Raw genomic sequence first — 25,571 nt, 5'->3', positions numbered from 1 at the left:
CAGGCATGAAGAAGTTCATCAACGACCCGGCCGACGTGGTCCGGGAGGCGCTCGCCGGGATCGCCGCCGCGCACCCGGAGCTGCGGGTGGACCTCGAGGCGCAGTTCGTGGCGCGGGCCGGCGCGCCCCGGCCGGGCAAGGTCGGCCTGGTCTCCGGCGGCGGCTCCGGGCACGAGCCGCTGCACGCCGGGTTCGTCGGGCCGGGGATGCTCGACGCCGCCTGCCCCGGCGAGGTGTTCACCTCTCCCGTGCCCGACCAGATCCTGGCCGCCACCAGGGCCGCCGACGCCGGCGCCGGGGTCGTGCACGTCGTGAAGAACTACACCGGCGACGTCATGAACTTCTCCCTCGCCGCTGAGCTCGCCGACGAGGAGGGTCTGCGGGTGGAGACCGTGCTCGTCGACGACGACGTCGCGGTCGAGGACTCGACCTGGACCGCCGGGCGCCGCGGCACGGGCGCCACGCTGCTGGTCGAGAAGATCGCCGGGGCGCTGGCCGAGGAGGGCGCCCCGCTCGACGCCGTCGCGGCCGCCGGGCGCCTGGTCAACGAGCGCTCCGCGTCGTTTGCCGTCGCGCTGACCGCGTGCACGACGCCAGCCGCCGGAAAGCCGGGGTTCGACCTCGCCGACGACGAGATCGAGGTCGGCGTCGGCATCCACGGCGAGCCCGGCCGCAGCCGCCAGAAGATGCGCCCGGCGCGCGAGATCGTCGCGCTGGTCGTCGACGCCGTGCGGGCCGCGAAACCAATCGGTCCCGAGCCGCTCATCGTCCTGGTCAACGGGCTCGGCGGCACGCCGTTGATGGAGTTGTACGTCATGTTCGGCGAGATCTCCCGCCTGCTGGACGCCGCCGGGGCGCGCATCGCCCGCTCCCTCGTCGGCAACTACGTGACCAGCCTCGACATGGCGGGCATGTCGCTCACCGTGTGCCGGGCCGACGACGAGCTGCTGCGGCTGTGGGACGCCCCGGTGCGCACCCCGGCGCTGCGCTGGGGGGCGTGAGCATGGACGAGGCGCTGGCCCGGACCTGGATCACCGCCGCCGCCGAGGCGGTGCGCGCGGAGGCCGACCGGCTCACCGATCTCGACGCCGCGATCGGCGACGGCGATCACGGCGTCAACCTGCGCCGCGGGTTCGACGCCGCGGTCGCGGCGCTCGAGTCGCTCGAGCCGACGACCGCGGGCGACGTGCTGGGCAAGACGGGCACGACGCTGCTGTCGAAGGTCGGCGGCGCCTCCGGCCCGCTGTACGGCACGGTCTTCCGCGCCCTGGGCAAGACCCTGCGACAGGGCGGCTCGCTCGCCGACGGCCTGCAGGCGGCGCTGGACGGGGTACAACAGCTGGGAAAGGCGGTCGTCGGCGACAAGACCATGGTCGACGCGCTGTCCCCGGCGGTGGCCGCCTACGCGGCCGCGGCCGGCGAGGGTGAGGCGGCCGCGGCCCGGGCGGCGGCGGACGCGGCGGCCGAGGGCGTCCGCGCCACCGTGCCGCTGAAAGCGCGCAAGGGCCGCGCCTCCTACCTGGGCGAGCGCAGCATCGGCCACCCTGACCCGGGCGCCACCTCCACCGCGCTGATCCTGGCCGTCCTCGCCGAGGTGACGGCCGGGGGCGTCACAGCCCGAGACTCCGCCCGATGATCTCCTTCATGATCTCGGTGGTGCCGCCGTAGATCGTCTGGACCCGGCTGTTGAGCCACGCCTTGGTCACCGGGTACTCCAGCATGAAGCCGTAGCCGCCGTGCAGCTGCACGCACCGGTCCGCGACCTTGTTCTGCAGCTCCGTCGTCCACCACTTCGCCTTGGCCGCGTCGGCGACGCTGAGCCGCCCCGCGTTCTGCTCCAGGATGCACTGGTTGAGGAACGTGCGGGCGATCGTGACCTCGGTGTCGAGCTCGGCGAGCAGAAACCGGTTGTGCTGGAACTTGCCGATCGGCCGGCCGAACGCCTCGCGCGTCTTGGCGTACTCCAGCGTCATCGCCAGGATGTGCTCCGCCGCGGCGACGGCGGCCACGGCGATGCCGAGGCGCTCCCGCGGCAGGTTGGCCGTGAGGTGGTAGAAGCCGGAGTTCTCCTGGCCGATCAGGTGGTCGGCCGGGATCCGGCAGTCGTCGAAGAACAGCTCCGCGGTGTCGTTGGCCTTGAGCCCGACCTTCTCCAGCCGCCGCCCCCGCGTGAAGCCGGGCGTGCCGGTCTCCACCGCGAACAGGCTGATGCCGTGCGCGCCCCGGGCGCGATCGGTCTTCGCCACCACGATCACCAGGTCGGCCATCTCGCCGTTGGTGATGAATGTCTTCTGCCCGTTGAGCACCCAGGCGTCGCCTTCGCGCACCGCGCTGGTGCGGATGCCGGCCAGGTCGCTGCCGGCCCCCGGCTCGCTCATCGCGATGGCGGTCACGATGTCGCCGGAGCAGAAGCCGGGCAGCCACCGCTTGCGCTGCTCCTCGGTCGTCAGCTCCGTCAGGTAGGGCGCGACGACGTCGTTGTGCAGACCGAACCCGAGCCCCGACGCGCCCGCCGCGGTGATCTCCTCGACGAGCACGGCGTTGAACCGGAAGTCCCGCTGCCCGCCGCCGCCGTACCGCTCGTCGACGTCCATACCGAGCAGCCCCGCGGCGCCGGCCTTGCGCCAGATCTCCCGGTCGACGATCCCGGCCTTCTCCCACTCGTCGTTGTGCGGCACGGCCTCGCGGGCGAGGAACTCGCGGCACAGGTCCCGGAACGCGTGGTGCTCGGCCTCGTACAGATGCTGCTCCATGCCGGCCAGTGTGCGACGCGAGACACCGTCTCGCCCAGCGTAACTTTGCCCGGGCCGTCAGAGTCCCAGCATGCCGTACAGGTGGTCCGGCAGCGGCTCGGCCCCCTTCGGCTCATCGACCGTCACCGGCGCGCCGAAGTCGGAGTACGTGGCCTCGACCGTGTCGTTCGGGATGCTCACCTTCACGGCCGTGATGCGGTCCCGTTCGTCCACGGTGGCCTCGAACGGGATCGCCCGCGCCGCGTCGCCCAACCGCTGCACCTGCGCGACGTTCACCGGCCCCCAGGCCACCACCCGCGTCATGTCGACCGTGCCCCGATACGTCCGACCGTCCCGCCGCACGTCGTGGGTCGCCGCGATGAGCGCCTGTACCCCGGTCGGGTCCTTGATCGCGCTGAGCCCGAGCGCGCCCGGCCGCGTCACGCGCGCCGGGTCGACCCGATACCAGGTCCCGCCGTCGAACCCCGGCAGCGGCAGCCCCGTCAGCCGCGTATACGCGGATCCCCGCACCGCCACGGTGTCGATCTTCAGCGACGCCCCGCTCGAACTCACGCTGACCGACGCGTCGAGCACGTCCGCGAACGGGTCGATCCGCCCCTCGTAGCTGCCCTCGTTCACCATCACCTTGAACCGGTAGCTGCTGTTCGCCAGCTCCCCGACCCCGGCGGCGAGCCCCGTGGGCGAGGCCTTCACGCTGACGGTGGGCGCCGGTCCGGCGTTTTCTCCGGCGGTACACCCGGAAAGCGCCGCCGTCGCGAGCACCGCCGCCACGAGCAGCGCCCGCCTGCCTGCCGCTGCGGTCCGGCTCATCTGATCCCTTCCACGGATCCCTGGGATCCCTGCGCCGCGCGGAGGATGTCGACTGCCGGAGTGTATTGGTCGCCCGTCCGGCGGGCTGAGCCCGCAAAGCCAAAGTTCAGTTGTTCAACAGGTTGTACACAGCGGCCGTGGCCGGCGCGACCTCCCCCGTCTTGGGCACCGTGACCCGCACCGGCTGGCCCTGGTCCGTGTAGTCGACGGCTGGGTGGCGGCACCGCACGCCCCCGTATTGCGCGCGGTGCCCCGATGGGTGGGGACGCTAGCGGGAGGGTCTGACATTTTTCGGTTGTGGCTGGTCAGGAGGCGGCTGCTATTGTACTGCCACAGTTCGCGTTTTGTACTAGTACAAAGGAACCCACGTGGAGACGTACCAGCAGACGGCGCGGAACACCCCGCGGCGCATGCCCGAACGGGCCTCCTACGACGTCGAGCTCGCCCACGCCGTGCTCGACGAGGCGTACGTGTGTCACCTCGGCTTCGTCGCCGGCGGCGAGCCGCGGGTGCTGCCGACCCTGCACGCCCGGGTCGGCGACACGCTCTACCTGCACGGCTCCACTGGCAGCCGGCCCCTGCTGGCGGCCCGCGACGGCGGCCTGCCGGTCTGCGTCGCGGTCACGGTCATCGACGGGCTGGTGCTGGCCCGCTCGCAGTTCAACCACAGCGCCAACTACCGGTCCGTGGTCGTGCACGGCATCGCGCGGCTGGTCGAGGACGAAGCGGAGCGGGCGAACGCGTTCGCCGCGCTGGTCGACAAGGTCGCGCCGGGGCGGGCCGCCGACAGCCGCTCGCCGGACCGCAAGGAGTCGGCACAGACGGCGGTGCTGGCCGTGCCGCTGCGGGAGGTCTCGACGAAGGTGCGGGCCGGCGGGCCGAAGGACTCCGCACAGGACGCGGACCTGCCGCATTGGGCAGGTGTCGTACCGCTGCAGCTCATCCGCGGACTCCCGGTGCCCGCGGAGGCACTCGCGGTACAACTGCCGGAATATCTGAGGCCGGAGCGGGACGCCTGGCACAGTCCAGCGACGCTGCGTGGCCGGCACGTCACGCTCGATCCGCTCGATCACGCACACGCCCCCGAGCTGTTCCAGGCGCTCGACGACGCCGAGGTGTGGACCCACCTGACCTCCCCGCGGCCCACGTCCGTGGCCGGGATGGCGGCGATCGTGGCGACGGCCCTGGCCGACCCCGACCGCGTGCCGTTCGTGCAGCGGGAGCCGGCGACCGGGCGCGTCATCGGCAGCACGTCGTACTACGCGCCGAACGCGGTCCATCGCTCGGTCGCGATCGGGCACACGATGGTCGGCCGTCCCTGGTGGCGCACCGGCGTCAACACCGAGTCGAAGCTGATGTTGCTGCGTCACGCCTTCGACACGCTGGGTGCGCTGCGCGTGGAGTGGCACACCGACGTGCGCAACGAGCGCTCGCAGCGGGCGATCGAGCGACTCGGCGCGCAGCGCGAGGGGATCCTCCGAGCCCACCGGCAGCGCCCGGATGGAAGCCAGCGCGATACCGTGCTGTACTCCATGATCGCCGACGAATGGCCCGCCGCACGGGACCGGCTGGCCGCGGCGCTGGAAGCGGGAGGCGTTTCGTGCTCGGTGTCACCAACCCCCTGACGTACGTGCTCGGCACGGCGGCGATCGTGCTGCTGCCCGGGCCGAACTCGCTGTACGTGCTGACCGTCGCCGCCCGGCGCGGGGTGCGCGACGGCTATCGGGGCGCCGCCGGCGTCTGGCTCGGCGACGCGGTGCTGATGACGCTGTCGGCGGGCGGCGTGGCCTCGCTGCTGCACGCGTATCCGTGGCTGTTCGGGATCGTGAAGTACCTGGGCGCCGGATATCTGGCGTACCTCGGCGTCCGGCTGGTCGTCGGCACGCTGTGGCGACGGCGGCAGGCCGAGGCACCCGCGCAGGAGCAGCCGGCGCCGGCGGACCGGCCGTTCCGGCGGGCGCTGGTGATCAGCCTGTTCAACCCGAAGGCGATCCTGTTCTTCGTCTCGTTCTTCATCCAGTTCGTGGACCCGGCGTATCCGCACCCGGCCGTCAGCTTCCTGGTGCTCGGCACCATCGCGGAGGTGCTCAGCGCGCTGTACCTCACCCTGCTGATCTTCGGCGGGCGGTTCCTCGCCGGGCAGTTCCGGGCCCGGCGACGGCTGGCGGCGGGGCTGACGAGGCTGGTCGGGGCCGCGTTCCTGGCCTTCAGCGTGAAACTGGCGACGGCCAGCCTGTCCTGAACCGCATGGGGGTCCCCCGCCGGGGCCGACGGGGGACCCTTCGGTGCCCGGCCAGGCAAGTCGCGTCGGGGGTGGGTGCGCCGGGTTCCCCCGGCGGGATTGAGACACAGTAGCCAACCGGTTCAATTCGGGCAAATCGCCGCCGCCTCCAGGAATTGTCGTACCCCCGGGGCAGGATGGGGGCATGGCAGAGCTGGAGGGTTTCGGGGCGGCGACGCGCGAGTGGTTCCGCGCGGCGTTCGCGGCGCCGACCAGGGCGCAGGCGGGCGCGTGGCGGGCGATCAGCGCCGGGCGGCACGCGCTGGTCGTGGCGCCGACCGGCTCCGGCAAGACCCTGGCCGCGTTCCTGTGGTCACTCGACCAGCTGGCCGCGCACCCGCCGGCCGACCAGGCACGGCGTTGCCGGGTGCTCTACGTGAGCCCGCTCAAGGCCCTCGCCGTCGACGTGGAGCGCAACCTGCGCGCCCCGCTCGCCGGCATCCGGCAGGCCGCCGCCCGGCTGGGTCAGGATCCGCCCGACATCCGGGTCGGCATGCGCACCGGCGACACGCCGGCCGACGAGCGCCGCGCGTTCGCCCGCACCCCGCCGGACATCCTGATCACCACGCCCGAGTCGCTGTATCTGCTGCTGACCTCGCAGGCGCGGGAGGCGCTGCGCGGCGTGGAGACGGTCATCGTCGACGAGGTGCACGCGGTCTGTGCGACGAAGCGCGGAGCCCACCTCGCGCTGTCCCTGGAGCGGCTCGACGCGCTGCTGGAGCGTCCGGCGCAGCGCATCGGGCTGTCGGCGACGGTCCGGCCGATCGACGAGACCGCGCGGTTCCTCGGCGGGTCGGCCCCGGTGGAGATCGTCCAGCCGCCCAGCGCGAAGACGATCGAGGTCGAGGTTCAGGTGCCGGTCGAGGACATGACGGCGCTCGGGGAGGCCGCGCCCGGGGAGGACGACGACGGGGCGCCACGGCAGGTCTCCATCTGGCCGGCGGTCGAGGAGCGGGTGCTCGACCTCATCGAGGGGCACCAGTCCACGATCGTGTTCACCAACTCGCGGCGCGGCGCCGAGCGGCTCTGCGCGCGGATCAACGAGCTGGCCGGGGCCCGGGCCGGGGTGCCGCAACCGGAGGCGGCCCGCACGCCGGCCGAGATGATGGCCCAGGCAGGCACCGCCAACGGCGCCCCGCCCGTGGTGGCCCGCGCGCACCACGGCAGCGTCTCGCGCGAGGAGCGCAAGCACATCGAGGAGGCGCTCAAGTCCGGGCAGCTGCCGGCCGTGGTCGCCACGTCCAGCCTGGAGCTGGGCATCGACATGGGCTCGGTCGACCTGGTGGTGCAGATCGAGGCGCCGCCGAGCGTCGCGGCCGGGCTGCAGCGGGTCGGCCGGGCCGGGCACCAGGTCGGCGCGGTCTCACGGGGCGTGGTGTTCCCCAAGCACCGCGGCGACCTGGTCTCCTGCGCCGTCGTCGCGGAGCGCATGGTGGAGGGCGGCATCGAGGAGCTGCGCTACCCGCGCAACCCGCTCGACGTGCTGGCCCAGCAGGTCGTGGCGATGGTGTCGATGGAGCCGTGGCAGGTCGACGACCTCGCCACGCTCGTGCGCCGCGCCGCGGTCTTCGCCGACCTGCCCGACTCGGCGCTGTTCGCGGTGCTGGACATGCTGGCCGGGCGCTATCCGTCGACGGCCTTCGCCGAGCTGCGCCCGCGCGTGGTCTGGGACCGCACCGACGGCGTGCTCACCGCCCGGCCGGGCGCGCAGCGGCTCGCGGTCACCAGCGGCGGCACGATCCCCGACCGGGGCCTGTTCGGGGTGTTCCTGGCAGGCGCGGAGAAGGCGGCGCGGGTCGGCGAGCTCGACGAGGAGATGGTGTACGAGTCGCGGGTCGGCGACGTGTTCCTGCTCGGCTCGACGTCGTGGCGGATCGAGGACATCACGCCCGACCGGGTGCTGGTCTCCCCCGCGCCGGGCGCCGCGGCGAAGATGCCGTTCTGGAAGGGCGACTCGCCGGGACGGCCGGTCGAGCTGGGCCGGGCGATCGGCGCGCGGCTGCGCGGGTTCGTGAAGTCCGGCGACGAGGCGGCCCGGGCGCACCTGCGCACCGGCGGGCTGGACGACTGGGCCGCCGACAACCTGCTGGCCTACCTGCGCGAGCAGCGCGAGGCGACCCGGCACCTGCCGGACGACCGGACGGTGCTCGTCGAGCGGTTCCGCGACGAGCTCGGCGACTGGCGCATGACCGTGCACTGCGTCCTCGGCGCCCGGGTCAACGCGCCGTGGGCGCTGGCGATCGCCCGGCGGCTGGGCGAGCGATACGGCGTGGACGCCCAGGTCATGCCCAGCGACGACGGCATCGTGGTCCGGCTGCCCGACGTGGCCGACGAGCCGCCCGGCGCCGACCTGGTCGCGTTCGACCCGGACGAGATCGCCGGGATCGTGGAGGAGACGGTCGGCACCTCGGCGATGTTCGCCGCCCGGTTCCGCGAGTGCGCGGCCCGGGCACTGCTGCTGCCGCGCCGTGACCCGCGCCGCCGCCAGCCGCTGTGGCAGCAGCGGCAGCGCTCCGCGCTGCTGCTGGACGTGGCCCGGGAGTATGCGGACTTCCCGATCACGCTCGAGGCGGCCCGCGAGTGCCTGCAGGACGTGTTCGACGTGGCCGGCCTCGTCGGGGTGATGCGCGACATCGCCGGGCGGCGGCTGCGCCTGGTCGAGGTCGAGACCCAGCGGCCGTCGCCGTTCGCGCGGTCGCTGCTGTTCGGATACGTGGGGGCGTTCCTCTACGAGGGCGACGCGCCGCTGGCCGAGCGGCGGGCCGCCGCCCTCGCGCTCGACCCGACCCTGCTGGCCGAGCTGCTGGGCAGAGTGGAGCTGCGCGAGCTGCTCGACCCGGCCGTGGTCGCCGAGACCGAGCAGGGCCTGCAGTGGCTCGGCCCGCGACGCACCCCGCGCGACGCCGAGGACGTGGCGGAGATGCTGCGCGTCCTGGGCGACCTCTCCGACGCCGAGCTGACCGCGCGCGGCGCCGACCCGGCGTGGGCCGGCGAGCTGGCCGCGCGGCGGCGCGCGATCCAGGTCCGCGTTGCCAGCGAGCCGCGCTGGATCCCCGTCGAGGACGCCGGGCGATACCGCGACGCCCTCGGCGTGGCGCTGCCGGTCGGGCTGCCCACCGCCTATCTCGAGCCGGTCGCCGACCCGCTCGGCGACCTCGTGAGCCGGCACGCGCGCACCCACGGGCCGTTCACCGCCGCGGCGGCCGCGGCCCGGTTCGGGCTCGGCGTGTTCGTGCTCGAGCAGGCGCTGCGCCGGCTGCCCTCCGTCGTCTCCGGGGAGTTCTCACCCGGCGGCGCGGGCACCGAGTGGTGCGACACGGAGATCCTGCGCCTGCTGCGCCGCCGCTCGCTCGCCGCGCTGCGCCGCGAGATCGAGCCCGTGCCGCCCCGGGCGCTGGCCCGGTTCCTGCCGCAGTGGCACCACATCGGCGCCTCCCGCGCCCGCGGGGTCGAGGCCGTCGCGTCCGCGATCGAGCAGCTGCAGGGCGTCGCCATGCCCGCCTCGGCGCTGGAGCGGCTCATCCTGCCCGCGCGGGTGGCCGACTACAGCGCGGCGCAGCTCGACGAGCTCACCGCCTCGGGCGACCTGGTGTGGGCGGGCACCGGCGCGATCGGCGAGCACGACGGCTGGGTCAGCCTGGCCTTCGCCGACGCCGCGCCACTGCTCCTGCCACCGCCCTCCGACGTGGGCGGGCCCCTGCACGAGGCGGTGCTCGACGCCCTCGCCGGCGGGCAGGCGCTGTTCTTCCGCGCCATCGCCGAGCACATCCACGCGCCCGAGGAGGAGCTCATCGCCGCCCTGTGGGACCTCGTCTGGGCCGGTCGGCTGTCCAACGACACCATCGCACCGCTGCGGGCCAAGCTCAGCGGCGGCGGGGCGCACCGGTCGCGGCCTTCGGCGCCGCGGTCGCGATACCGGCGCCCGGGCGGGGCGTCGCTCGGGCGCATGTCGCTGGCCGTGGCCCGCACCGGGCCCCCGCAGGCGGCCGGGCGGTGGTATCTGCTGCCCGAGCGCGACCTCGACCCGACCCGCCGCGCCACCGCCAACGCCGAGCTCCTGCTCGACCGGCACGGCGTCGTCACCCGCGGCGCGGTCATGTCCGAGGACCTGCCGGGCGCGTTCGCCGGCGTCTACCCGGTGCTCGCCGCGATGGAGGAGCGCGGCGCGGCCCGGCGCGGATACTTCGTCGAGGGCCTCGGCGCCGCGCAGTTCGCGCTGCCGGGCGCCGTCGACCGCCTCCGCGGCGGCACCGAGCACCGCGACGCGCTGGTGCTGGCCGCGACGGACCCCGCCAACCCCTACGGTGCGGCCCTGCCCTGGCCGGAGCGCGTCGTCGACGCCGGCGACGGCGAGCGCGCCGGGCACCGCGCGGGCCGCAAGGCCGGGTCCCTGGTCGTCACCGTCGGCGGCGACCTGATCCTCTACGTCGAACGCGGCGGCCGCACCCTGCTGTCCTACGCCGACGACCCGGAGCTGCTCGCCCTCGCCGCCAAGGCCCTCGCCGACGCCGTCCACGGCGGCGCGCTGGGCGTCCTGTCCGTCGAGCGCGCCGACGGCGAGTCGATCCTGCACTCACCCCTGCGCGACGCCCTGGCGAGCGCCGGCTTCCGCAGCACCCCCCGCGGTCTGCGCCTCCGCGGCTGAACCGATCGGTCGACCCCGCGCCTCCGCGACCGAGCCGATCGGACGGCCGGCGCCTCCGCGGCCGAGCCAGTGCGGAGACAGCGCACCGTCGCGGGCGGGCGAGCGCCGGCTGCGGGTCGATCCTGCCCGCCGCTGCGCGACGCCCTGGCCGATGTCGGCTTCCGCCGCGTCCACCCGCGGCCCGCGCCTCCGCGGCCGACCCGGCCGATGGGACGGCGCGCTGCCGGGAACGGGCGGGCGGGCTGACGGCGATCCGATCCTGCGCCCGCTGCCCGCGCGACGCCCCGGTCGTGGTCAGGAGGTGATGGTCACCCGGTCGCCGGGGGCGAGTGAGAGGCGAGCGGCCGCGTCGCCGCCGTTCACGGCCAGGGCCAGGTGGCCGGCCGAGTCGGCGAACACCACCAGGGCGCCCGCGGGTGCGTCGCCGAACGTGTTCGTGCGCGTCGCGGGGGTGCCGTTGACCGTGAGCTCGCGCGGGGCGTCGGGCAGCAGGTCGGGCGTGGCCGCCAATTGGACGTTGCCGAAATGGTCGACGGTCAGGACCTCGGCCACCAGGCGGCCGGGGGCCCGCTCGACGTGGGGCGCCGGCAGCACCACCAGGTCGTCGATCTCCTCGCCGGCGTCCGGCAGCGCCGCGCCCGAGCACAGGCGCGCCGCGACCGGGGCGAAGATGTCGCGGCCGTGGAAGGTCGCGGAGACCTCCGGGGCGAACCACGCGCGGTTGGTGAGGTGCACCGCGGCCTCGATGCCGCCCAGCGCCTCGGCGGCCGGGACCAGCAGGCCGTTGTCGGGGCCGACCAGGAAGCCGCCGTCCGCCGCCGCGATCGCGATCGGACGCCGGGCCGTGCCCACGCCGGGGTCGACGACCGCCAGGTGTACTGACAGTGGCAGCGACGGTACCGTCTGCGCCAGAACGGCGGCGCCGCGGCGGACGTCGCCGGGCGGGACCAGGTGGGTGACGTCGATGATCCGGGCCCGGGGCGCCAGGCGCGCGATCGTGCCGTGACAAGCCGCGACGAAGCCGTCGCTTAGGCCGTAGTCGGTGGTGAACGAGATCGTGCTCAGCGTCATCACGATAGTGTCGGGTCTCATGCGGCTTTGCGTGTTCACCGAGCCCCAACTGGGCGCGACATACGAGGACCAGCTTGCCATCGCGCAGCGGGCCGAGCAGCTCGGATTCGAGGCGTTCTTCCGTTCCGACCACTACGTGACCACGCTCGGTGACGGGATGCCCGGGCCGACCGACTCGTGGGTGACGCTCGGCGCGCTGGCGCGCGAGACGTCGACGATCCGGCTGGGCACGCTCGTGACGTCGGCGACGTTCCGGTACCCCGGGCCGCTCGCGATCGCCGTCGCGCAGGTCGACGCGATGAGCGGCGGGCGGGTCGAGATCGGGCTCGGCGCCGGATGGTACGAGCGGGAGCACACCGCGTACGGCATTCCGTTCCCGCCGGTGGGCGAGCGGTTCGACCGGCTGGGCGAGCAGCTGGAGATCCTGACGGGGCTGTGGTCGACGCCGGCCGGCTCGACGTTCAGCTTCGAGGGGCGCTACTACGACATCGTCGAGTCGCCGGCGCTGCCCAAGCCGGTGCAGCAGCCCGGACCGCCGGTGATCATCGGAGGCAAGGGGCCGAAGCGCACGCCGCGACTGGCCGCGCGGTACGGCGACGAGTTCAACGTGCCCTTCTCGTCGCTCGCCGACACCGATGCGCAGTACCAGCGGGTCGTGGAGGCGATCGAGCGCGAGGGGCGCGACGGCCGGGCGCCGATCGTGTTCTCGTTCACCCAGACGATCGTGTGCGGCCGCACCGAGGCGGATGTCCGGCGCCGCGCCGAGTCGGTCGGGCTCGACCCGAACGGTCCGCGGGAGCGGGGCGGGCAGCTGTACGGCACGCCCGAGCGCATCGCCGAGCAGCTGCTCGACTTCGTGAAGGCGGGCGCGTCCCGGGCGTTCCTGCAGGTGCTCGACATGCGGGACCTGGAGCACCTGGAGCTGATCGCGGCGGAGGTCGCGCCGCTGCTGCCGTAGCGGCAATGCCCTCCTGATCACGGCGGAGGCCGGTAAATCACGAAAAATCCGGGCAGAGGCTCGGAGTGGTGCTGCGGAAGAGGCCGCCGGGCGAGGATCTGGAACACCAACCGCCGCCCGGCGGGCCCCAACGCGACGAACCTCATCCCGACGCGGCCTCCAACCGCGACGAAGCTCAGCCTGACGCGACCGGGGACGACGAGCGCGAGCCAGACACGGACCCCAACGAAACGGATATTTCGGATATATCCGAGAGTGTGGAAGCGTCGGAAACAGCGCTGGACGACGCGGACATAGCGGATATATCGGAAGCGGACGTACCGAGGACGGTGCCGCGGGTTTCCAGGAGTCCCGGGCGGCGCCGGGAGCCTCGGGTGCCGCTGATACTCCGCAAGGGCCCGGCGCTGGTGGCGGTGATGCTGCTGCTGGTGGCGGCGGTCGCCGTACCACTGGAGAATCCGCGGCCGGTGCGCGTCCTGTGCGTGGCCGACGACGTGCAGGCCCGGGCCGTGGCCGGGCTCGCCAACTTCTCCGCCTGGCTGCGCCGCGAACACGCCGCCGGGTTCATCGGCGAGATCGGGTGGCCGTCGGACAAGGACCAAGCGCAGTGGAGCGCCGTCGCCGAGGCCTGGTACGAGGCCGCCGACGCGATCGGGCTGCCCGTCACGACGTGGGCGGCCGGGGCGTGGCCGGCCAACTACCCGATGGCCGTCTACCGGCCGGTCGCGCAGGGGCTGCAGGTCGACGTCGCCGGGCCGCAGGCGCAGATCGTCGAGCGCCATGGGAGTACACCCGGATATCTGCGCGGCGTGAACCTCGCCGCCGGTTCGTTCGGCAGCTCGGACGCCAACGGCAGCTTCGGCACCGGCAATCCTGGGCGCTACGGCCTCGACTACACGTACGAGACCCCGTCGAGCTACACATTCCTCGCCGGGCGCGGGGTGCGGCTCGTGCGCCTGGCCGTGAACTGGGAGCGGCTGCAGCCGCGGCCGTTCGGGCCGCTCGACGCGACGGAGGTCAACCGGGTCCGCGACGCGCTCACGCACGCGCGGCAGGCGGGCCTGGCGGTGATCATCGACCTGCACAACTACGGCGACTACGCGCTGGGCGGCGGCAGCGAGGGGCCGCTGCGCATGCTGCGGCTGGGCGACGCCGAGCTGCCCACGACGGCGCTCGCGGACTTCTGGCGACGGATGAGCAGCGCGGCCGACAACCCGTCCGTCATCGGGCTCGGGCTGCTCAACGAGCCGACCCGGCTGGCCGCCGACGGGCGCGCGGGCGCGCTGATCTGGGAGCGGGCCTCGCAGGAGGCCGTCGACGCGATCCGGGCGAACGGGGACCGGCGGGCGATCCTGGTCAGCGGGTACGTGCCGATGGGGCCGCCCTCGTGGGGGCAGATGCACCCACACGCGTGGATCGATGACCCGGCGGACCGGGTGGCGTACGAGTCGCACGCCTACTTCGACCACGACGGCAGCGGCCACTACTGGATGTCCTACGACGACGAGCTGCGCAGCGTCACCTGGCCGCCACCGGCGCACTGCCAGCGCTTGACGCCGATGGTCCGCCAGGTGCTGACGGGCTGACACAGTGTCGGCATGACACTGGTGGTACGCCGGGCTGCCCCGGCCGACCTGGAGGCGGCGCTCGACGTGTGGCGGGCGGCGAACGAGGCCCGCGGCCGGGCGCCCTCGCCGGCCCGGGTCGAGCGGGTACGGACGAAGCTGGCGGCCGCGGACGCGGTCGTCGTCATCGGCACGGACGGTGACGAGGCGGTCGCGATGGGGCTCGCCGAGCCCGGCCGGGCCGACGACGGCGCGGGGGCGCCCGTCGCCGGGTACGGTCACGTGTCCATGGTGTTCGTCCATCCCGGAAGGTGGGGACGCGGCCACGGCGCGCTGATCGTCGCCGCGCTCCACGAGGGCTGGGCGCGCACCACGCTGTGGACGCGCACGGACAACGCGCGGGCGCGGCGGCTGTACGAGAAGGCCGGCTACCGCCCGACGGGGCGGACATCGACGCTGGCCGAGGGCGACGGGATCATGCAACTGGAGTGGGTCCGCTAGCCTCTAGGCAACATGTTGAGGCGTTGGTCAATGCTCACGATCGGGCTCGGTGTCGGGCTGTTCGCCGGCTCGCAGCTCGCCTCGTCCAAGGCGCAGGAGACGGCGCTGTGGGCCGGCGTGGCCGCGACCGTCGTCGGCATGGTGATGTTCGCCGCCAGCCGGCCGGAGCCCGACGGCGACGCCGACGCCCTCGACCCCGAAGAGCATTCGTGGCCCACGCTGTCCGGGCTCGGCACGCGCGTCGAGCAGATCCTGCGCACGGCCGAGCAGCAGGCCGCCGACCACCTGCGGCAGGCCGAGAAGGACGCCCGCAAGGTCCGCGCGCGGGCCGAGGCCGGGCTGTGGGTGGTGCTGCGGCAGGGCGACGACGGCGAGCGGTACGAGGTCGCCCGGCTCGAGTCCCGCTCCGACGCGGACTCGGTCGTGGCCGCGCTCGAGGCCCGCGGGCACCTGCAGCGCTACTCGGTCGCCCCCGCGGCGGAGGCGTAGTCCAGGCCGTCCCACGTCCAGCGCCGGGTCGGGCGACGTACCGTGCGGAGTGACGGCCGGCTCATACCAGCGGCTGTGTCACAGATCGGAGGCGTCGGGTGCCGGAGGGCGACACCGTCTGGAACACCGCCCGCGTGCTCGGCGAGGCGATCGCGGGCCGGGTCGTCGAGCGCAGCGACTTCCGCGTCCCGCGGCTGGCCACGGCCGATCTGTCCGGCTGGACCGCCGCCGAGTCCGCCTGCCGCGGCAAGCACCTGCTGCTGCGCCTGACCCGGGAGGGTCGCGAGCCGCTCACCCTGCACTCACACCTGCGCATGGACGGCGCGTGGCGCACGTACGCCCCCGGGGAGCGCTGGTCGGGCCGCCCGGCGCACCTGATCCGCGTCGCGCTGCACACCGCGGCCGCGGTCGCCGTCGGCTACCACCTGCACGAACTCGAAATCGTGCCGACCCGCGAGGAGGAGCGGCTGATCGGACACCTCGGGCCGGACCTCATGGGCCCGGACTGGGACGCCGCCGAGGCGGTCCGGCGGCTGCTCGCCCGGCCCGAGCGGTGGATCGCCGACGCGCTGCTCGACCAGCAGAATCTGGCAGGCATCGGCAATCTGTACAAGGCCGAGACGCTGTTCCTGCGCGGCGTGTCACCCTGGACGCCCGTCGGGCAGGTCGCGGACCTGACCGCGCTCGTGGAGAAGGCGCACGCGCTGCTCAACTCCAACCGAGGCCGGTGGACCCAGGTGACGACGGGCTCGCTGCGCCGCGGCGAGACCAACTGGGTCTTCGGGCGCGCCGGTCAGCCGTGCCGCAGGTGCCGCACGACGCTGCGACGGTGGACGGGTGGCGACCACGAGCGCATCACGTACTGGTGCCCGCACTGCCAGCCGGGCGCCCTCCCGCCGGGCTGACCGCGCCGCCGCACGAGCACGAGATCACCACCATCGTCGATGTCGAAAAGCCAAAGCCCTGGATTTCGTACCGCATGTGCACGCCGTGACGCTACGCAACCCACCCTCGCGTGAGACCTTGCCTCAGGGAAACTTCAGGGCGTGTTATCCCGCCCGACCACGCGGGGACGGCTGGCGAGAACGCGATAGTGTGCTGGACGTAATCGGCATGGGCGTCTCATGGGGAGGGGCGATGCGCAGCAGGGGGTCCGCGACCGCGCGCGGGGTGGCGAGCCGGTGGACCTCCGGCTGACCCGGCGCGGCCTGCTCGCCGGCGTCCTGACGACGGCCACGCTGTCGGCGTGCGAGAGCGCGCCCAGCGTCATGCCGACGACGCCCACCCCGTCGTTCGACCCGCCCGGCGACGCCCCGGTCGCCGTCTGGGAGCTGACCGGCGGGCTGAGCGCGGCCGGCACGGCGGCCCTGCGCCCGCCCCGCCTGGTCGTGTACGGCGACGGCGACGCGATCGCGGACGCGGCGTACCGGTCCCGCCTCGACCCCGACCAGCTGCGCACCCTCGCCGGCGTGCTGGCCGACGACCTGCGCTCGACCGCCGCCCAGAAGAAGCCGACGGTCACCCCGACGATCCTCGACGCCCCGGTGACGAAGGTGTCGGTGTGGTCGCCCTCCGGGACGCTGACGTTCACCGCCGAGGGGCTCGACGAGCTCAAGGCCGATCACCTGTACGCCGACGTGCTCTACGACGCCCGCGACCGCCTCGCCGCCGTGCACAAGACGGTGTCGGCGACCGCGCAGCCCTACCTGGCCACGCGCGTGCGGGTCGTCGCGGTGCTGGCGCTGGACGGCACGGCCGGCTCGACGGGCATCGGCTCCCCCGTCGCGGCCGACCCGAGCGCCTCCTCCTCGACGACGTCGTGGCCGGCGGACGTGCGGCTGCCCGCCCCCGACCGCGAGGGCCTGCGCAAGGCCGACCTGGACGGCGACGCGGCGCGCGTGGCGGTCCGGATGCTGACCCGGGATCTCGACCAGCGGGGCGCCTGGCCCGTATACCGCATGCCCGACGGCACCGTCGTCCGCGCCAGCTGGCGCTACCTGCTCCCGAACGAGTGAACCGACGCCCCGCCGGGTCGGTCAGGCGGTCTGCGGGCGCGGTGCAGTGTGCGGGCTGCGCAGGTCGGCCAGGCCCTCGGCGACGCCGCGCAGGAACGCGGTCGCGTCCGTGAGGCTGCCCACCGCGGCGCTGTCCTCGGCCACGCAGCCGGCCGCTGCGGTCACGAACTGTTCGTACGCGGTCACGCCCTGCTCCAGCTGCTCGCTGAGCGCCCGGTGGGCGGGGCGTAGGCCCTCGCCGGCCGGGCCGATGCTCATCGCGCGCTCGACGGACGCGCAGCGCTGGGCGAGGTCGCGCAGCTGGCGCTCGGCGACGGTGGCGTCGAGGACCGCGGCCTCCGCGGCCGGGCCGAGCCGGCCGACCAGGCCGCTGAGCATCCCGGAGGCGCGGTCCAGGCGGCGCCACGGCTCGGCGACGGTCAGGCCGCGCAGCTTGAACGACTCGCGTTGCCGGTCGAACTCGGCGACCGCGGTGCGCCCGGCGGGCAGCCGCTGCACCAGGCCGATGAGCTTGTCGCGGGCCATCGCGCCGGCCAGGGCGGGGTCGGGCTCCGGCGGTATCGGCAACGCCCGGAAGGCCCGGTAGTCGATCCACCGCCAGATGGCGATGGCGATGGAGCCGCCGGCCGCGGCCGCCCAGAACGCGTCGGCCAGGCCGAGGCCGGCGTAGGGCACGAGTACGGCGGTGGCGCCGGTGAGCAGCCCGGCCCGCACCGACCATCCCCGCGCGGAGCGGTGCAGCCTCCGCAGTCGCTTCAGGTGCTTGGTCCGATCGCTGGCCATGACCGCCCCCCGGGTCGTACCTCGTCTTGGTTCAGCCGGCGCTGGCCGAGTCCCCCGCCTGCTTGTCCTTCATGCTCGCCCGGATCTCGTCCAGGCGCGCCACGCTGGCGTCCTTGGGCCCGGCTGAGGCCACGGCGGGCGTCTCGGGCGCGGCGGCGAGCTTCTCGCCGGCCATGCTCGCGCGGATCTGGTCGAGGCGGGAGCTGCCGGCCATGTCGAGGGTCGAGCGCTGGACCTCGAGCATCCGCCCCTCGACGGAGTTGGAGGCGAGCTCGGCGCGGCCCATGGCGTTGGCATACCGCCGCTCGATCTTCTCCCGGACCTCGTCCAGCGACGGGGTGTTGCCCGGGGCGGCGAGGCCGCTCATCGACTCCAGCGACTTGGCGACGGTCTCCTGCATCTTCGCCTGCTCCAGCTGGCTGAGCAGCTTGGTGCGCTCGGCGAGCTTCTGCTGGAGCATCATGGCGTTGTTCTCGACCGCCTTGCGCGCCTGGGCGGCCGCGTTGAGCGACTGGTCGTGGAGGGTCTTGAGGTCCTCCATGCCCTGCTCGGCGGCGACCAGCTGGGTGGCGAACACCTGCGCGGTCTGCTCGTACTGCGTGGCCTTGGCCTCGTCGCCCTCGGCGCGGGCCTTGTCGGCGAGCACGAGCGCCTGCCGGGCCGACCCCTGCAACTTCTCAACCTCGGACATCTGCCTGGACAGCCGCATCTCCAGCTGGCGCTGGTTGCCGATCACGGCCGCGGCCTGCTGCACAAGCGCCTGGTGCTGACGCTGCGCGTCCTCGATCGCCTGCTGGATCTGCACCTTCGGATCGGCGTACTCGTCGATCTTGGCGCCGAACAGCGCCATGAGGTACTTCCAGCCCTTAGCGAACGGATTCGCCATCTCGCGGTCCTCTCTCGGCCAGCACTTGGACGTGCAGGCTTCCATGGTGTCAGGCTCGCGCTAGAGCGTCACGCCCACCTCGAAGGCAACGGCCGGGAAATTAGCGCTAAACCCGGGTATTACGGACACAAGTCAGGGAGAACTCAGGGCTGTGCGCCCGGGACATCCCCGCCCGACAGCGCGGACCGCGACAGCCGCTCGGCCTCGGCCAGGCCTGCACGCAGTCCTTCAAGATCGTTGGTGAGCTCCGCCACCTTCGACGCCGTAAACGGCGTGCCACCGACCGTGGTCGCGTGCAAGGCGACCAGCTCCGCCATCCGCGCCACCAATCCTTCCATGCCCAGTACGGCGGACTGCATGCGAGCCAGGAGCATCTCGCGGGCCTCCTGGAGCCGCTTGCCGACGTCGAGCTGGTCGGCCACCGCTCGCCGGGCCCGCTCGCGCTCGTCGCGCAGCGGCCCGGCCTCCAGCCCGGACAGGCCGCGCTGGAGCTGGTTGTAGTCCTGGCGCAGCCGCTGTGTGTTGATGCCCGACGCGGTCTGCTCGATGAGCGTCACCTGCCCTGCGAAGCGGGCCAGGTCGGCAAGCGCGCCGGCGGCCTGGTCGTCGACCTCGGCGATCTGGCCGCGCAGCACCGGGTCGCCGGTGCCCTCGGACTGCCGGCGCAGCGTGCGTACCGCCGCTTCGGCCCGGCGCAGCCAGCGCTCGGCGTCGCTGCCGCGTGGCGGGGTGGGCAGGCTCGGCGGGGGCGCCGCGGTCACCGCCCGGGGCGAGGAGCCGCGATCGGTGAGGGCGCCGAGGCCGACCCGAATGCCGTACACCGCCCCGGCGACCGCCAGCCCGACCGGCACGCCCACCAGCAGGCCCGCCGGGGCGAGTGCGGCCGCGACCGCCCCGCCCATGCCGCCCAGCACCCCGGCCGCGACGAGGCCCCACGGCTCGGTCAGCTGCTCCTTGACGCCCACGCCCGTAAGTGTGCCTTCTCCGCCGCGGGATCAGAAGTTGCTCAGGACGTTGACGAGAACCTTGTCGATGGTCGTCGGGTCGCTCGCGTCGTAGGCCGCGGCCCGCGACGCCGCGGAGATCCGCTGCAGTACCCCGAGGTCGGCCTGCCCGGCGTACGCGATCGTGAACACGCGCACCGGGATCTCCTTGTCCGACGTGTCGATGTCGCGCACGAGGGCGTCGAGATCGCTGTCCTTCGAGTACTCGTTCTTGCCGTCGGTGAGCACCACGACCGCGTTGATCCGGTTCGGGTCGGCGAGCTCGGCCATCTTGCGCTGCGCTGCGCGCGTGGTGGCATACAGCGCCGTGCCACCGTCCGCGCTCAGCCCGTTGATCATCTGTTGCAGCTGTGGCCGGTTGCTGCTCAGCGGCCCGACTGGGACCTGTTCGGTGTACGGCGTGCTGGCCCCTGCGATCTCGGTCGAGAACGTCCACAGCCCGACCTCGTCGTCCGGCGCGAACAGCGTCAGCGACTGCAGCGCGGCCTTCTTCGCCAGCTCGATACGCGAGTGCCCGTTGCCGGTGTCGTAGTTCATCGACCCGGACACGTCGAGCACCAGCAGCACCTTGGCTCGCTTGCGCTGCGCGTCCCACGTCGTCAGGGCCTTCTCCAGCACCTGCGGCGACGGCGGGTCGATCACCGTGAACTTCGCGTCCGGCGAGAGCCCGTTCTCCCGGGTGAGCCCGGCGCCAGGCTTGCCTTCGTACGTGCGGAACGCCAGGTCGGTGAAGCGCTTCTGCTGCGGCGCGTCGCGCACGTAGGCGAGGAAGTCCTCGGCGGCCGCCTTCTGCTCGTCGCTGGCGTTGCTGAGCACCACGTACGGGTGGTCGCTCAGCAGGGTGCCCTCCTTGGGGTACACCGCGACCAGCGGTACACGCGGCTTCTTGCCCTTGCCCGCGAGCGCCGGGTCGCCGGTCGGGTTGCCGCTGTTGTAGTCGTACACCGACTTCTCTTCGATCGCGACCGCGCTGATGTAGTTGAGCCCGCGCCCGGCCTGGTCGGCGGCGGCCAGGTTGGACAGGAACGTCAGCGAGATGTCGCCGTAGTGCACCACGCCCGACTCGACGGACTTGACGTACTGCAGCACCTTGGGGTCGGCGAGATCCTTGTCCGTCAGGTCGGTCGAGCGCCCGGTGGCGGCGAAGTACGCGCCGACCGTCGCGTTGAGCCCCGACGTGGAGAAGTGCGGGTTGGTCTTGCCGAGCTTGAACTTCCCCCACTCCGGGTGACCCTTCGAGCCCCACCCGTTCGGGTCGTTCGTCAGCCCGAGCACGTCGCCCCAGCCGATCGGCTTGTCGGGCCAGCCGAGCGCCTCGGCCATCGGCTTGGGCATCGCGAGCACCAGCGGCGACTGCGCGATCATCGGCAGCTTGCCGTCGGGGACCAGCGCGCCCTTGTCGCCGCTGGCCAGCCGCTGCTTGAGCAGCGCCACCCAGGACGCGGACGCGGGCGTCCACACGGACGGCTGCGGCCCGTCGCGCCCGACGTCCCACCCGGCGGCCAGCGCGTCGAGCGCCGCGCCGGAGGCCTTGCTCTGCACGACGGGGTCGGCGCACTTGCCGTCGAAGCGCCGGTCGGACTCGATGTAGCTCTTGGCGAACTCCGTCATCAACGCGGCCTTCTCGCTGGACGCGGTGACGTTCAGTGCGATGCACCCCTCGCGGCGCGGCGTGCCGGCCTTCTTGTCGCCGCCGTTGTCGTCGCCACGGTTGGCCAGGAAGAGGTACACCCCGCAGATCGCGAACACGCCGACGACCGCCGCGATGATGATCGGAAGGGGATTGCGCCGCCGGTTGGGTGCCGGGTAGCTCACGGGTCGCTCGCCTCCGCGCTGCTGCGTTCACTGGCGCCCCGGACGGGCGCGGCACCAGTGTGGCAGGTCGCGTCGAACCGAGATCAAGGCACGCCGCACCGCCGCGTCTGGCAGGTTGGCGGCTCGGCTGGTGCGTTCGGCTTCTCGACGGTCAGCTCTGCACGGCCAGCTTTACGGCCGACTCATTGCGGCTTTTCCGGCTAGTCGCGGCTTTTTCCGGATTGCGGCCGGCTAGCGCGGAACGTCAGGAGGCGTAGACGACGTCGCGGTCGCGCTCGCGGTCGCGCTCGCGGTCGCGGTCGACCGGGCCGAGGGTGGCACGCAGGGTGGTTCGGAGCGGCCCGTCGTGGAGGACCGCCACCGACAGCTTCGCGTCGGCGGAGACCTTCGACTTGGCAGCGCCCCGCATCAGGCGTGCCTGCGGCGCCTCCGCCGGTCCGCTCGCCGCCGGCACGGGCTCGCCCGACGGCGCGGGCGCCGTGGCCGGCGCGGGAACGGCGGGCGCCGGCACCCCGGCAGGGGACTTCGTCGCGCCGTTGGGGGCGTCGTCCGGCGCCCTGTCGGGCCCGCCGACCGGCACGAGCACCGGTGGCAGGTCCTCGGAGAGGGCGAGAGTGTCACTCACGTCACGCAGCACCTCGGACAGCGCCGCGCCGAGGGCCTCGCAGATCGCGGCCAGCAGCTCGCTGGACGCCTCCTTCTGGCCGCGCTCGATCTCCGACAGGTATCCGAGGCTCACGTTGGCCGCGGTGGAGACCTCACGGAGCGTCCGATGCTGGGCCTGCCGTCGCGCTCGCAGCGCGTCACCGATCACCCGACGAAGCAGCACGGCGGCACCCCCTCTGACGCAGCTGGCAAGACCGCGAAAACTGGTACTCGTCACGGTACCTGGTGCGGAGCGGATCGACACCCTGCCCCGCCCGTTATGAGACGTCGAGGGTCTCCGCGAGCAGCCCGACCGCGGCCGCCACAGCGCCGATCCGGATGTCCGCGCGATCCCCCGGAAGTGTGAGTTCGCGCACCTCGACGCGCTCCGGTTCGCCATGCGCCGGCGGCGGCCCGACGACCGCGACGTACACCCGGCCGACCGGTTGACCGGCCTGTGGGTCCGGTCCGGCGACCCCGGTCGTGGCCGCGGCCCAGTCGGCGCCGCACCGCTCGCGGGCCCCCGCGGCCAGCGCCGCGGCGACCGCCGCATCGACGGGCCCGTGCGAGGCGAGCAGCGGAGGGGGCACGCCGAGGAGCTTCGCCTTCAACTCTGTCGCGTACGCCACGATCCCGCCCCGGAACACCCGGCTCGCCCCCGGCACCTCCACGAAGGCCGCCGCGAGCAGCCCACCGGTCAACGACTCGGCGACGGCCAGCGTCTCCCCGCGCCGCTGCAGGGCGTCGAGGATCGCGCCCGCCCTTTCGTCACCCACCGAACCCCTCCTTCACCACCCGCCTACTCGGACATAACCGAAATCTCCGAATTATCTGTCGCGAAGCGGCGGATGCATCGGAGAAAGCGAAACTCGCCCCAGCCATCCCCAGGCGTACACCTCTCGGACAGCGTGTCACCTCGCCCGTACCGCACACGCCGAGGGACCGCCCAAACCGCGCCGCCCCACCCTGCCCACCCGCCGACCTCACCCACCCACGGACACGCCGCCCCACAGGCCCCACCCGCACCGCACGCCAGACAGCCCCACCGGCACGACTGCCTCACCCGCACCCTCACGGCGCACCGAGCCTCGGCCTCGCACCTCGAGGCCGGCGCTCATGCGACCGGCTCGTCCGCCTGCGGGACCACGGCCGGAGCCTCGTGGGCCATCGGAAGCGCGGCGCCGGGAGGCACCATGGGCGAGGCACCGGAGGGCACCGGAAGCACGGCTTCGGGAGACACCGTGGGCGACGCGTCCGGGGGCACCGGAAGCGCGGCGACGGGAGACGCCGCCGGCGAAGCGTCGGGGGGCACCGGAAGCGCAGCGCCGGCCGCTGTCAGTGGCACGCGGCGGAGGCGTACCGCGCGGGCTACGTAGTCGAGGCCGGTGACGACCGTCACGATGACGGCGGCGGACATGATCCAGGGGCCGACGGCGGCGAGGCCGGGGGGCAGCGGCGTGAGGTACCAGCCGATGGCGAGGATCTGCAGGGCGGTCTTGGCCTTGCCGCCGCGGCTGGCCGGGATGACGCCGTGGCGGATCACCCAGAAGCGCAGCGCGGTCACGCCCCACTCACGGACCAGGATGAGGGCGGTCACCCACCAGGGCAGGCGGTCGTAGAACGACAGCAGCACGAGGGCGGCGCCGGTGAGGGCCTTGTCCGCGATCGGGTCGGCAACCTTGCCGAACGACGTGACCAGGTTGTGCGCGCGGGCGATCCAGCCGTCGACGTAGTCGGTGGCGGAGGCCACGATGAAGGTCAGGCCGGCCGCCAACTGCCAGGCGTCGTGGGTCATCCGGCTGGCGACCACGCACACCACGAAGACCGGCACCAGCACCATCCGCGCGACCGTGAGGACGTTGGCCGCGTTGAGCAGGGGGACGGGCTTCACCGGGGTCATGTCGACGCCGGGCTGAGCATCTCGATCGGCGTCGCGACCAGGTCGACGCCGACGCTGTCGGTGACCTTGGCGCGCACGAGGTCACCTGGGCGAAGTTTGGCCGGGTCGATCGAACCGCCCGGCACGAGGGTGGTGGAGCCGTCGACCTCGGGGGCCTGGTGGGCGCCGCGGCCCTCGACGTCGACACCGTCGGCGTGGTGCTCGACGGTGTCGACCAGCACGTCGACCATTGAGCCGATCCGGTCGCCGGCCCGCTGCGCGCAGAGTTCCTCGGCGAGGGCGCTCATCCAGTCGTACCGCTTCTTGATCGTGCCGGCGGAGACCTTGCCCGGCAGGCCGGCTGCCTCGGTGCCGTCCTCGTCGCTGTAGTCGAAGACGCCGATCGCGTCGAGGCGGGCCTCGGTGAGGAACTTCGCGAGCTCGTCAACGTCCTCGCGGGTCTCGCCGGGGAAGCCGACGATGACGTTGCTGCGCGCGCCGGCCTCGGGGTCGAGCTTGCGGACCGAGGCGAGCAGCTCCAGGAAGCGCTCGGTGGAGCCGAAGCGGCGCATCCGGCGCAGCACGGGCTCGCTGGAGTGCTGGAAGGACAGGTCGAAGTACGGCGCGACGCCCGGCGTGGTCGCGATCGCCTCGACGAGGCCGGGGCGGGTCTCGGCGGGCTGCAGGTAGGAGACCCGCACGCGCACGATGCCCGGCGTGGCGGCCAGCTGCGGCAGGAGCTTCTCCAGCAGGCGCGGGTCGCCAAGGTCCTTGCCGTAGGAGGTCGAGTTTTCGCTGACGAGGACGAGCTCGCGCACGCCGTTGGCGCCGAGCCACTCGGCCTCGGCGAGCACCTCGTCCGGGGTGCGGGAGACGAACGCGCCGCGGAAGGACGGGATCGCGCAGAACGTGCACCGCCGGTCGCAGCCGCTGGCGAGCTTCAGAGGCGCGACCGGCCCGTTGTCCAGCCGCCGCCGCAGCACGCCCTGCAGGTGAGCGGGCAGGTGTCCGGGGGTGACCACCTCGATGCTGCGCCGCTCGACCGGGGTGATCGGCAGCAGGGTGCGCCGGTCGCGGGGCGCGTGCGACGGGATCGTCTCGCCGGCGAGGATCGCGTCGAGGCGGGCGGCCATGTCCGGGTAGTGGTCGAAGCCGAGCACCGCGTGCGCCTCGGGCAGCTCGCCGGCCAGCTGCTCGCCGTAGCGCTCGGCGAGACAGCCGGTGGCGACGACCTTCGCGCCGGTGTCGGCCGCGGCCAGCAGGGTGTCGATCGAGTCCTGCTTGGCCTTGGCCACGAAACCGCAGGTGTTGACCAGCACGACATCGGCGTCGGTGCCGTCCGTCGTCACCGACCAGCCGCCGTCGGCCAGGCGGGCGGCAAGCTCCTCGGAGTCCACCTCGTTGCGGGCACAGCCCAGGGTGAGCAGGGCTACGCGGCGGTCAGTGTTGGTGGACATGCTGTCGAGGGTAC

At 73.5% G+C, this 25,571-nt stretch carries 21 protein-coding genes and 1 pseudogene; 11 read left to right on the top strand and 11 right to left on the bottom strand.

The window, feature by feature from the left end; translation table 11 throughout:
* Window positions 1-5: 5 nt before the first annotated feature.
* Both dhaK and dhaL read left to right on the top strand, forming a co-directional pair.
* A complete protein-coding gene (dhaK, locus tag ACGFI8_RS02300) occupies window positions 6-1,001 on the top strand; it encodes a dihydroxyacetone kinase subunit DhaK (RefSeq protein ID WP_392798718.1) in 996 nt (331 codons plus the stop codon).
* A 2-nt stretch (window positions 1,002-1,003) separates the two neighbouring features.
* Window positions 1,004-1,636, top strand: coding sequence for a dihydroxyacetone kinase subunit DhaL (dhaL, locus tag ACGFI8_RS02295; protein ID WP_392799626.1), 633 nt, complete (start codon window positions 1,004-1,006; stop codon window positions 1,634-1,636).
* Here dhaL and ACGFI8_RS02290 read toward each other — a convergent pair.
* Together ACGFI8_RS02290 and ACGFI8_RS02285 are read right to left on the bottom strand one after the other, a co-directional pair.
* Complete coding sequence (locus ACGFI8_RS02290; RefSeq protein WP_392798715.1) at window positions 1,611-2,753, bottom strand: acyl-CoA dehydrogenase family protein; 1,143 nt, start codon at window positions 2,751-2,753, stop codon at window positions 1,611-1,613. The two genes, dhaL and ACGFI8_RS02290, sit on opposite strands and share 26 nt — an antisense overlap.
* A gap of 57 nt (window positions 2,754-2,810) precedes the next feature.
* Window positions 2,811-3,563: an LppX_LprAFG lipoprotein gene (locus ACGFI8_RS02285; protein WP_392798712.1), complete on the bottom strand. Its 753-nt coding sequence runs from the start codon at window positions 3,561-3,563 to the stop codon at window positions 2,811-2,813.
* Between the two features lie 410 nt (window positions 3,564-3,973).
* Here ACGFI8_RS02285 and ACGFI8_RS02280 point away from each other — a divergent pair, with 410 nt between their 5' ends.
* The 3 genes from ACGFI8_RS02280 (at window position 3,974) to ACGFI8_RS02270 (ending at window position 10,489) form a co-directional block, all read left to right on the top strand.
* Entirely contained in the window at window positions 3,974-5,188 is a 1,215-nt protein-coding gene (locus ACGFI8_RS02280; RefSeq protein WP_392799623.1) for a bifunctional pyridoxamine 5'-phosphate oxidase family protein/GNAT family N-acetyltransferase, read from the top strand.
* Window positions 5,164-5,805, top strand: coding sequence for a leucine efflux protein LeuE (gene leuE, locus ACGFI8_RS02275; protein WP_392798710.1), 642 nt, complete (start codon window positions 5,164-5,166; stop codon window positions 5,803-5,805). Before ACGFI8_RS02280 ends, leuE begins: the two co-directional genes overlap by 25 nt.
* Before the next feature lie 184 nt (window positions 5,806-5,989).
* Window positions 5,990-10,489 (top strand): ATP-dependent helicase, encoded by a 4,500-nt coding sequence (locus ACGFI8_RS02270; protein WP_392798707.1) that lies wholly within the window; start codon window positions 5,990-5,992, stop codon window positions 10,487-10,489.
* A gap of 294 nt (window positions 10,490-10,783) precedes the next feature.
* On the opposite strand, the gene ACGFI8_RS02265 is transcribed toward ACGFI8_RS02270, so the two are convergent.
* On the bottom strand, window positions 10,784-11,581 hold the full coding sequence (locus ACGFI8_RS02265) for an S-adenosyl-l-methionine hydroxide adenosyltransferase family protein (protein WP_392798704.1): 798 nt from the start codon (window positions 11,579-11,581) through the stop codon (window positions 10,784-10,786).
* Here ACGFI8_RS02265 and ACGFI8_RS02260 point away from each other — a divergent pair.
* The 6 genes from ACGFI8_RS02260 (at window position 11,580) to ACGFI8_RS02235 (ending at window position 17,088) form a co-directional block, all read left to right on the top strand.
* Entirely contained in the window at window positions 11,580-12,518 is a 939-nt protein-coding gene (locus tag ACGFI8_RS02260) for an LLM class F420-dependent oxidoreductase (protein WP_392798702.1), read from the top strand. The genes ACGFI8_RS02265 and ACGFI8_RS02260 overlap by 2 nt on opposite strands.
* A gap of 374 nt (window positions 12,519-12,892) precedes the next feature.
* Window positions 12,893-14,104: a glycoside hydrolase family 5 protein gene (locus ACGFI8_RS02255; protein WP_392798699.1), complete on the top strand. Its 1,212-nt coding sequence runs from the start codon at window positions 12,893-12,895 to the stop codon at window positions 14,102-14,104.
* A 12-nt stretch (window positions 14,105-14,116) separates the two neighbouring features.
* Complete coding sequence (locus ACGFI8_RS02250; RefSeq protein ID WP_392798696.1) at window positions 14,117-14,584, top strand: GNAT family N-acetyltransferase; 468 nt, start codon at window positions 14,117-14,119, stop codon at window positions 14,582-14,584.
* Between the two features lie 30 nt (window positions 14,585-14,614).
* Complete coding sequence (locus tag ACGFI8_RS02245) at window positions 14,615-15,073, top strand: hypothetical protein (protein ID WP_392798694.1); 459 nt, start codon at window positions 14,615-14,617, stop codon at window positions 15,071-15,073.
* Between the two features lie 98 nt (window positions 15,074-15,171).
* Window positions 15,172-15,978: a DNA-formamidopyrimidine glycosylase family protein gene (locus ACGFI8_RS02240; protein ID WP_392798692.1), complete on the top strand. Its 807-nt coding sequence runs from the start codon at window positions 15,172-15,174 to the stop codon at window positions 15,976-15,978.
* A gap of 276 nt (window positions 15,979-16,254) precedes the next feature.
* Window positions 16,255-17,088 (top strand): hypothetical protein, encoded by an 834-nt coding sequence (locus tag ACGFI8_RS02235; protein ID WP_392798689.1) that lies wholly within the window; start codon window positions 16,255-16,257, stop codon window positions 17,086-17,088.
* A 21-nt stretch (window positions 17,089-17,109) separates the two neighbouring features.
* Here the strand turns inward: ACGFI8_RS02235 and ACGFI8_RS02230 are convergent, their stop codons facing one another.
* The 8 genes and pseudogenes from ACGFI8_RS02230 to rimO form a co-directional block, all read right to left on the bottom strand.
* A complete protein-coding gene (locus tag ACGFI8_RS02230) occupies window positions 17,110-17,871 on the bottom strand; it encodes a hypothetical protein (protein WP_392798686.1) in 762 nt (253 codons plus the stop codon).
* A gap of 31 nt (window positions 17,872-17,902) precedes the next feature.
* Window positions 17,903-18,757 (bottom strand): PspA/IM30 family protein, encoded by an 855-nt coding sequence (locus tag ACGFI8_RS02225; RefSeq protein WP_392798684.1) that lies wholly within the window; start codon window positions 18,755-18,757, stop codon window positions 17,903-17,905.
* A 143-nt stretch (window positions 18,758-18,900) separates the two neighbouring features.
* Complete coding sequence (locus tag ACGFI8_RS02220) at window positions 18,901-19,722, bottom strand: hypothetical protein (protein ID WP_392798681.1); 822 nt, start codon at window positions 19,720-19,722, stop codon at window positions 18,901-18,903.
* Between the two features lie 30 nt (window positions 19,723-19,752).
* A complete protein-coding gene (locus ACGFI8_RS02215; protein WP_392798679.1) occupies window positions 19,753-21,576 on the bottom strand; it encodes a substrate-binding and VWA domain-containing protein in 1,824 nt (607 codons plus the stop codon).
* Between the two features lie 244 nt (window positions 21,577-21,820).
* The gene (locus ACGFI8_RS02210; protein WP_392798676.1) at window positions 21,821-22,405 is read right to left on the bottom strand and encodes a helix-turn-helix domain-containing protein; all 585 of its coding nucleotides are present in this window, start codon (window positions 22,403-22,405) and stop codon (window positions 21,821-21,823) included.
* A 94-nt stretch (window positions 22,406-22,499) separates the two neighbouring features.
* Window positions 22,500-22,997, bottom strand: coding sequence for a CinA family protein (locus tag ACGFI8_RS02205; RefSeq protein ID WP_392798675.1), 498 nt, complete (start codon window positions 22,995-22,997; stop codon window positions 22,500-22,502).
* 569 nt (window positions 22,998-23,566) lie between these two features.
* Window positions 23,567-24,121: pseudogene (pgsA, locus tag ACGFI8_RS02200) on the bottom strand (CDP-diacylglycerol--glycerol-3-phosphate 3-phosphatidyltransferase); the annotation flags it as partial.
* Window positions 24,118-25,557: a 30S ribosomal protein S12 methylthiotransferase RimO gene (rimO, locus tag ACGFI8_RS02195; RefSeq protein WP_392798672.1), complete on the bottom strand. Its 1,440-nt coding sequence runs from the start codon at window positions 25,555-25,557 to the stop codon at window positions 24,118-24,120. The pseudogene pgsA and the gene rimO, both read right to left, overlap by 4 nt.
* Window positions 25,558-25,571: the final 14 nt, after the last annotated feature.

Origin of the sequence: Dactylosporangium sp. NPDC048998 (assembly GCF_043197855.1) — a bacterium.
Lineage (GTDB): Bacteria > Actinomycetota > Actinomycetes > Mycobacteriales > Micromonosporaceae > Dactylosporangium.
Note: the sequence above shows the minus strand (reverse complement) of the source record. Positions and strands in the feature narration are given on the sequence as shown.

Excerpts from the sequence above, each read along its gene's own strand:
- dhaK (WP_392798718.1), top strand. The coding sequence starts at position 6 with ATGAAGAAGTTCATCAACGACCCGGCCGACGTGGTCCGGGAGGCGCTC.
- dhaL (WP_392799626.1), top strand. The coding sequence starts at position 1,004 with ATGGACGAGGCGCTGGCCCGGACCTGGATCACCGCCGCCGCCGAGGCG.
- ACGFI8_RS02290 (WP_392798715.1), bottom strand. The coding sequence starts at position 2,753 with ATGGAGCAGCATCTGTACGAGGCCGAGCACCACGCGTTCCGGGACCTG.
- ACGFI8_RS02285 (WP_392798712.1), bottom strand. The coding sequence starts at position 3,563 with ATGAGCCGGACCGCAGCGGCAGGCAGGCGGGCGCTGCTCGTGGCGGCG.
- ACGFI8_RS02280 (WP_392799623.1), top strand. The coding sequence starts at position 3,974 with ATGCCCGAACGGGCCTCCTACGACGTCGAGCTCGCCCACGCCGTGCTC.
- ACGFI8_RS02270 (WP_392798707.1), top strand. The coding sequence starts at position 5,990 with ATGGCAGAGCTGGAGGGTTTCGGGGCGGCGACGCGCGAGTGGTTCCGC.
- ACGFI8_RS02260 (WP_392798702.1), top strand. The coding sequence starts at position 11,580 with ATGCGGCTTTGCGTGTTCACCGAGCCCCAACTGGGCGCGACATACGAG.
- ACGFI8_RS02265 (WP_392798704.1), bottom strand. The coding sequence starts at position 11,581 with ATGAGACCCGACACTATCGTGATGACGCTGAGCACGATCTCGTTCACC.
- ACGFI8_RS02250 (WP_392798696.1), top strand. The coding sequence starts at position 14,117 with ATGACACTGGTGGTACGCCGGGCTGCCCCGGCCGACCTGGAGGCGGCG.
- ACGFI8_RS02245 (WP_392798694.1), top strand. The coding sequence starts at position 14,615 with ATGCTCACGATCGGGCTCGGTGTCGGGCTGTTCGCCGGCTCGCAGCTC.
- ACGFI8_RS02230 (WP_392798686.1), bottom strand. The coding sequence starts at position 17,871 with ATGGCCAGCGATCGGACCAAGCACCTGAAGCGACTGCGGAGGCTGCAC.
- ACGFI8_RS02225 (WP_392798684.1), bottom strand. The coding sequence starts at position 18,757 with ATGGCGAATCCGTTCGCTAAGGGCTGGAAGTACCTCATGGCGCTGTTC.
- rimO (WP_392798672.1), bottom strand. The coding sequence starts at position 25,557 with ATGTCCACCAACACTGACCGCCGCGTAGCCCTGCTCACCCTGGGCTGT.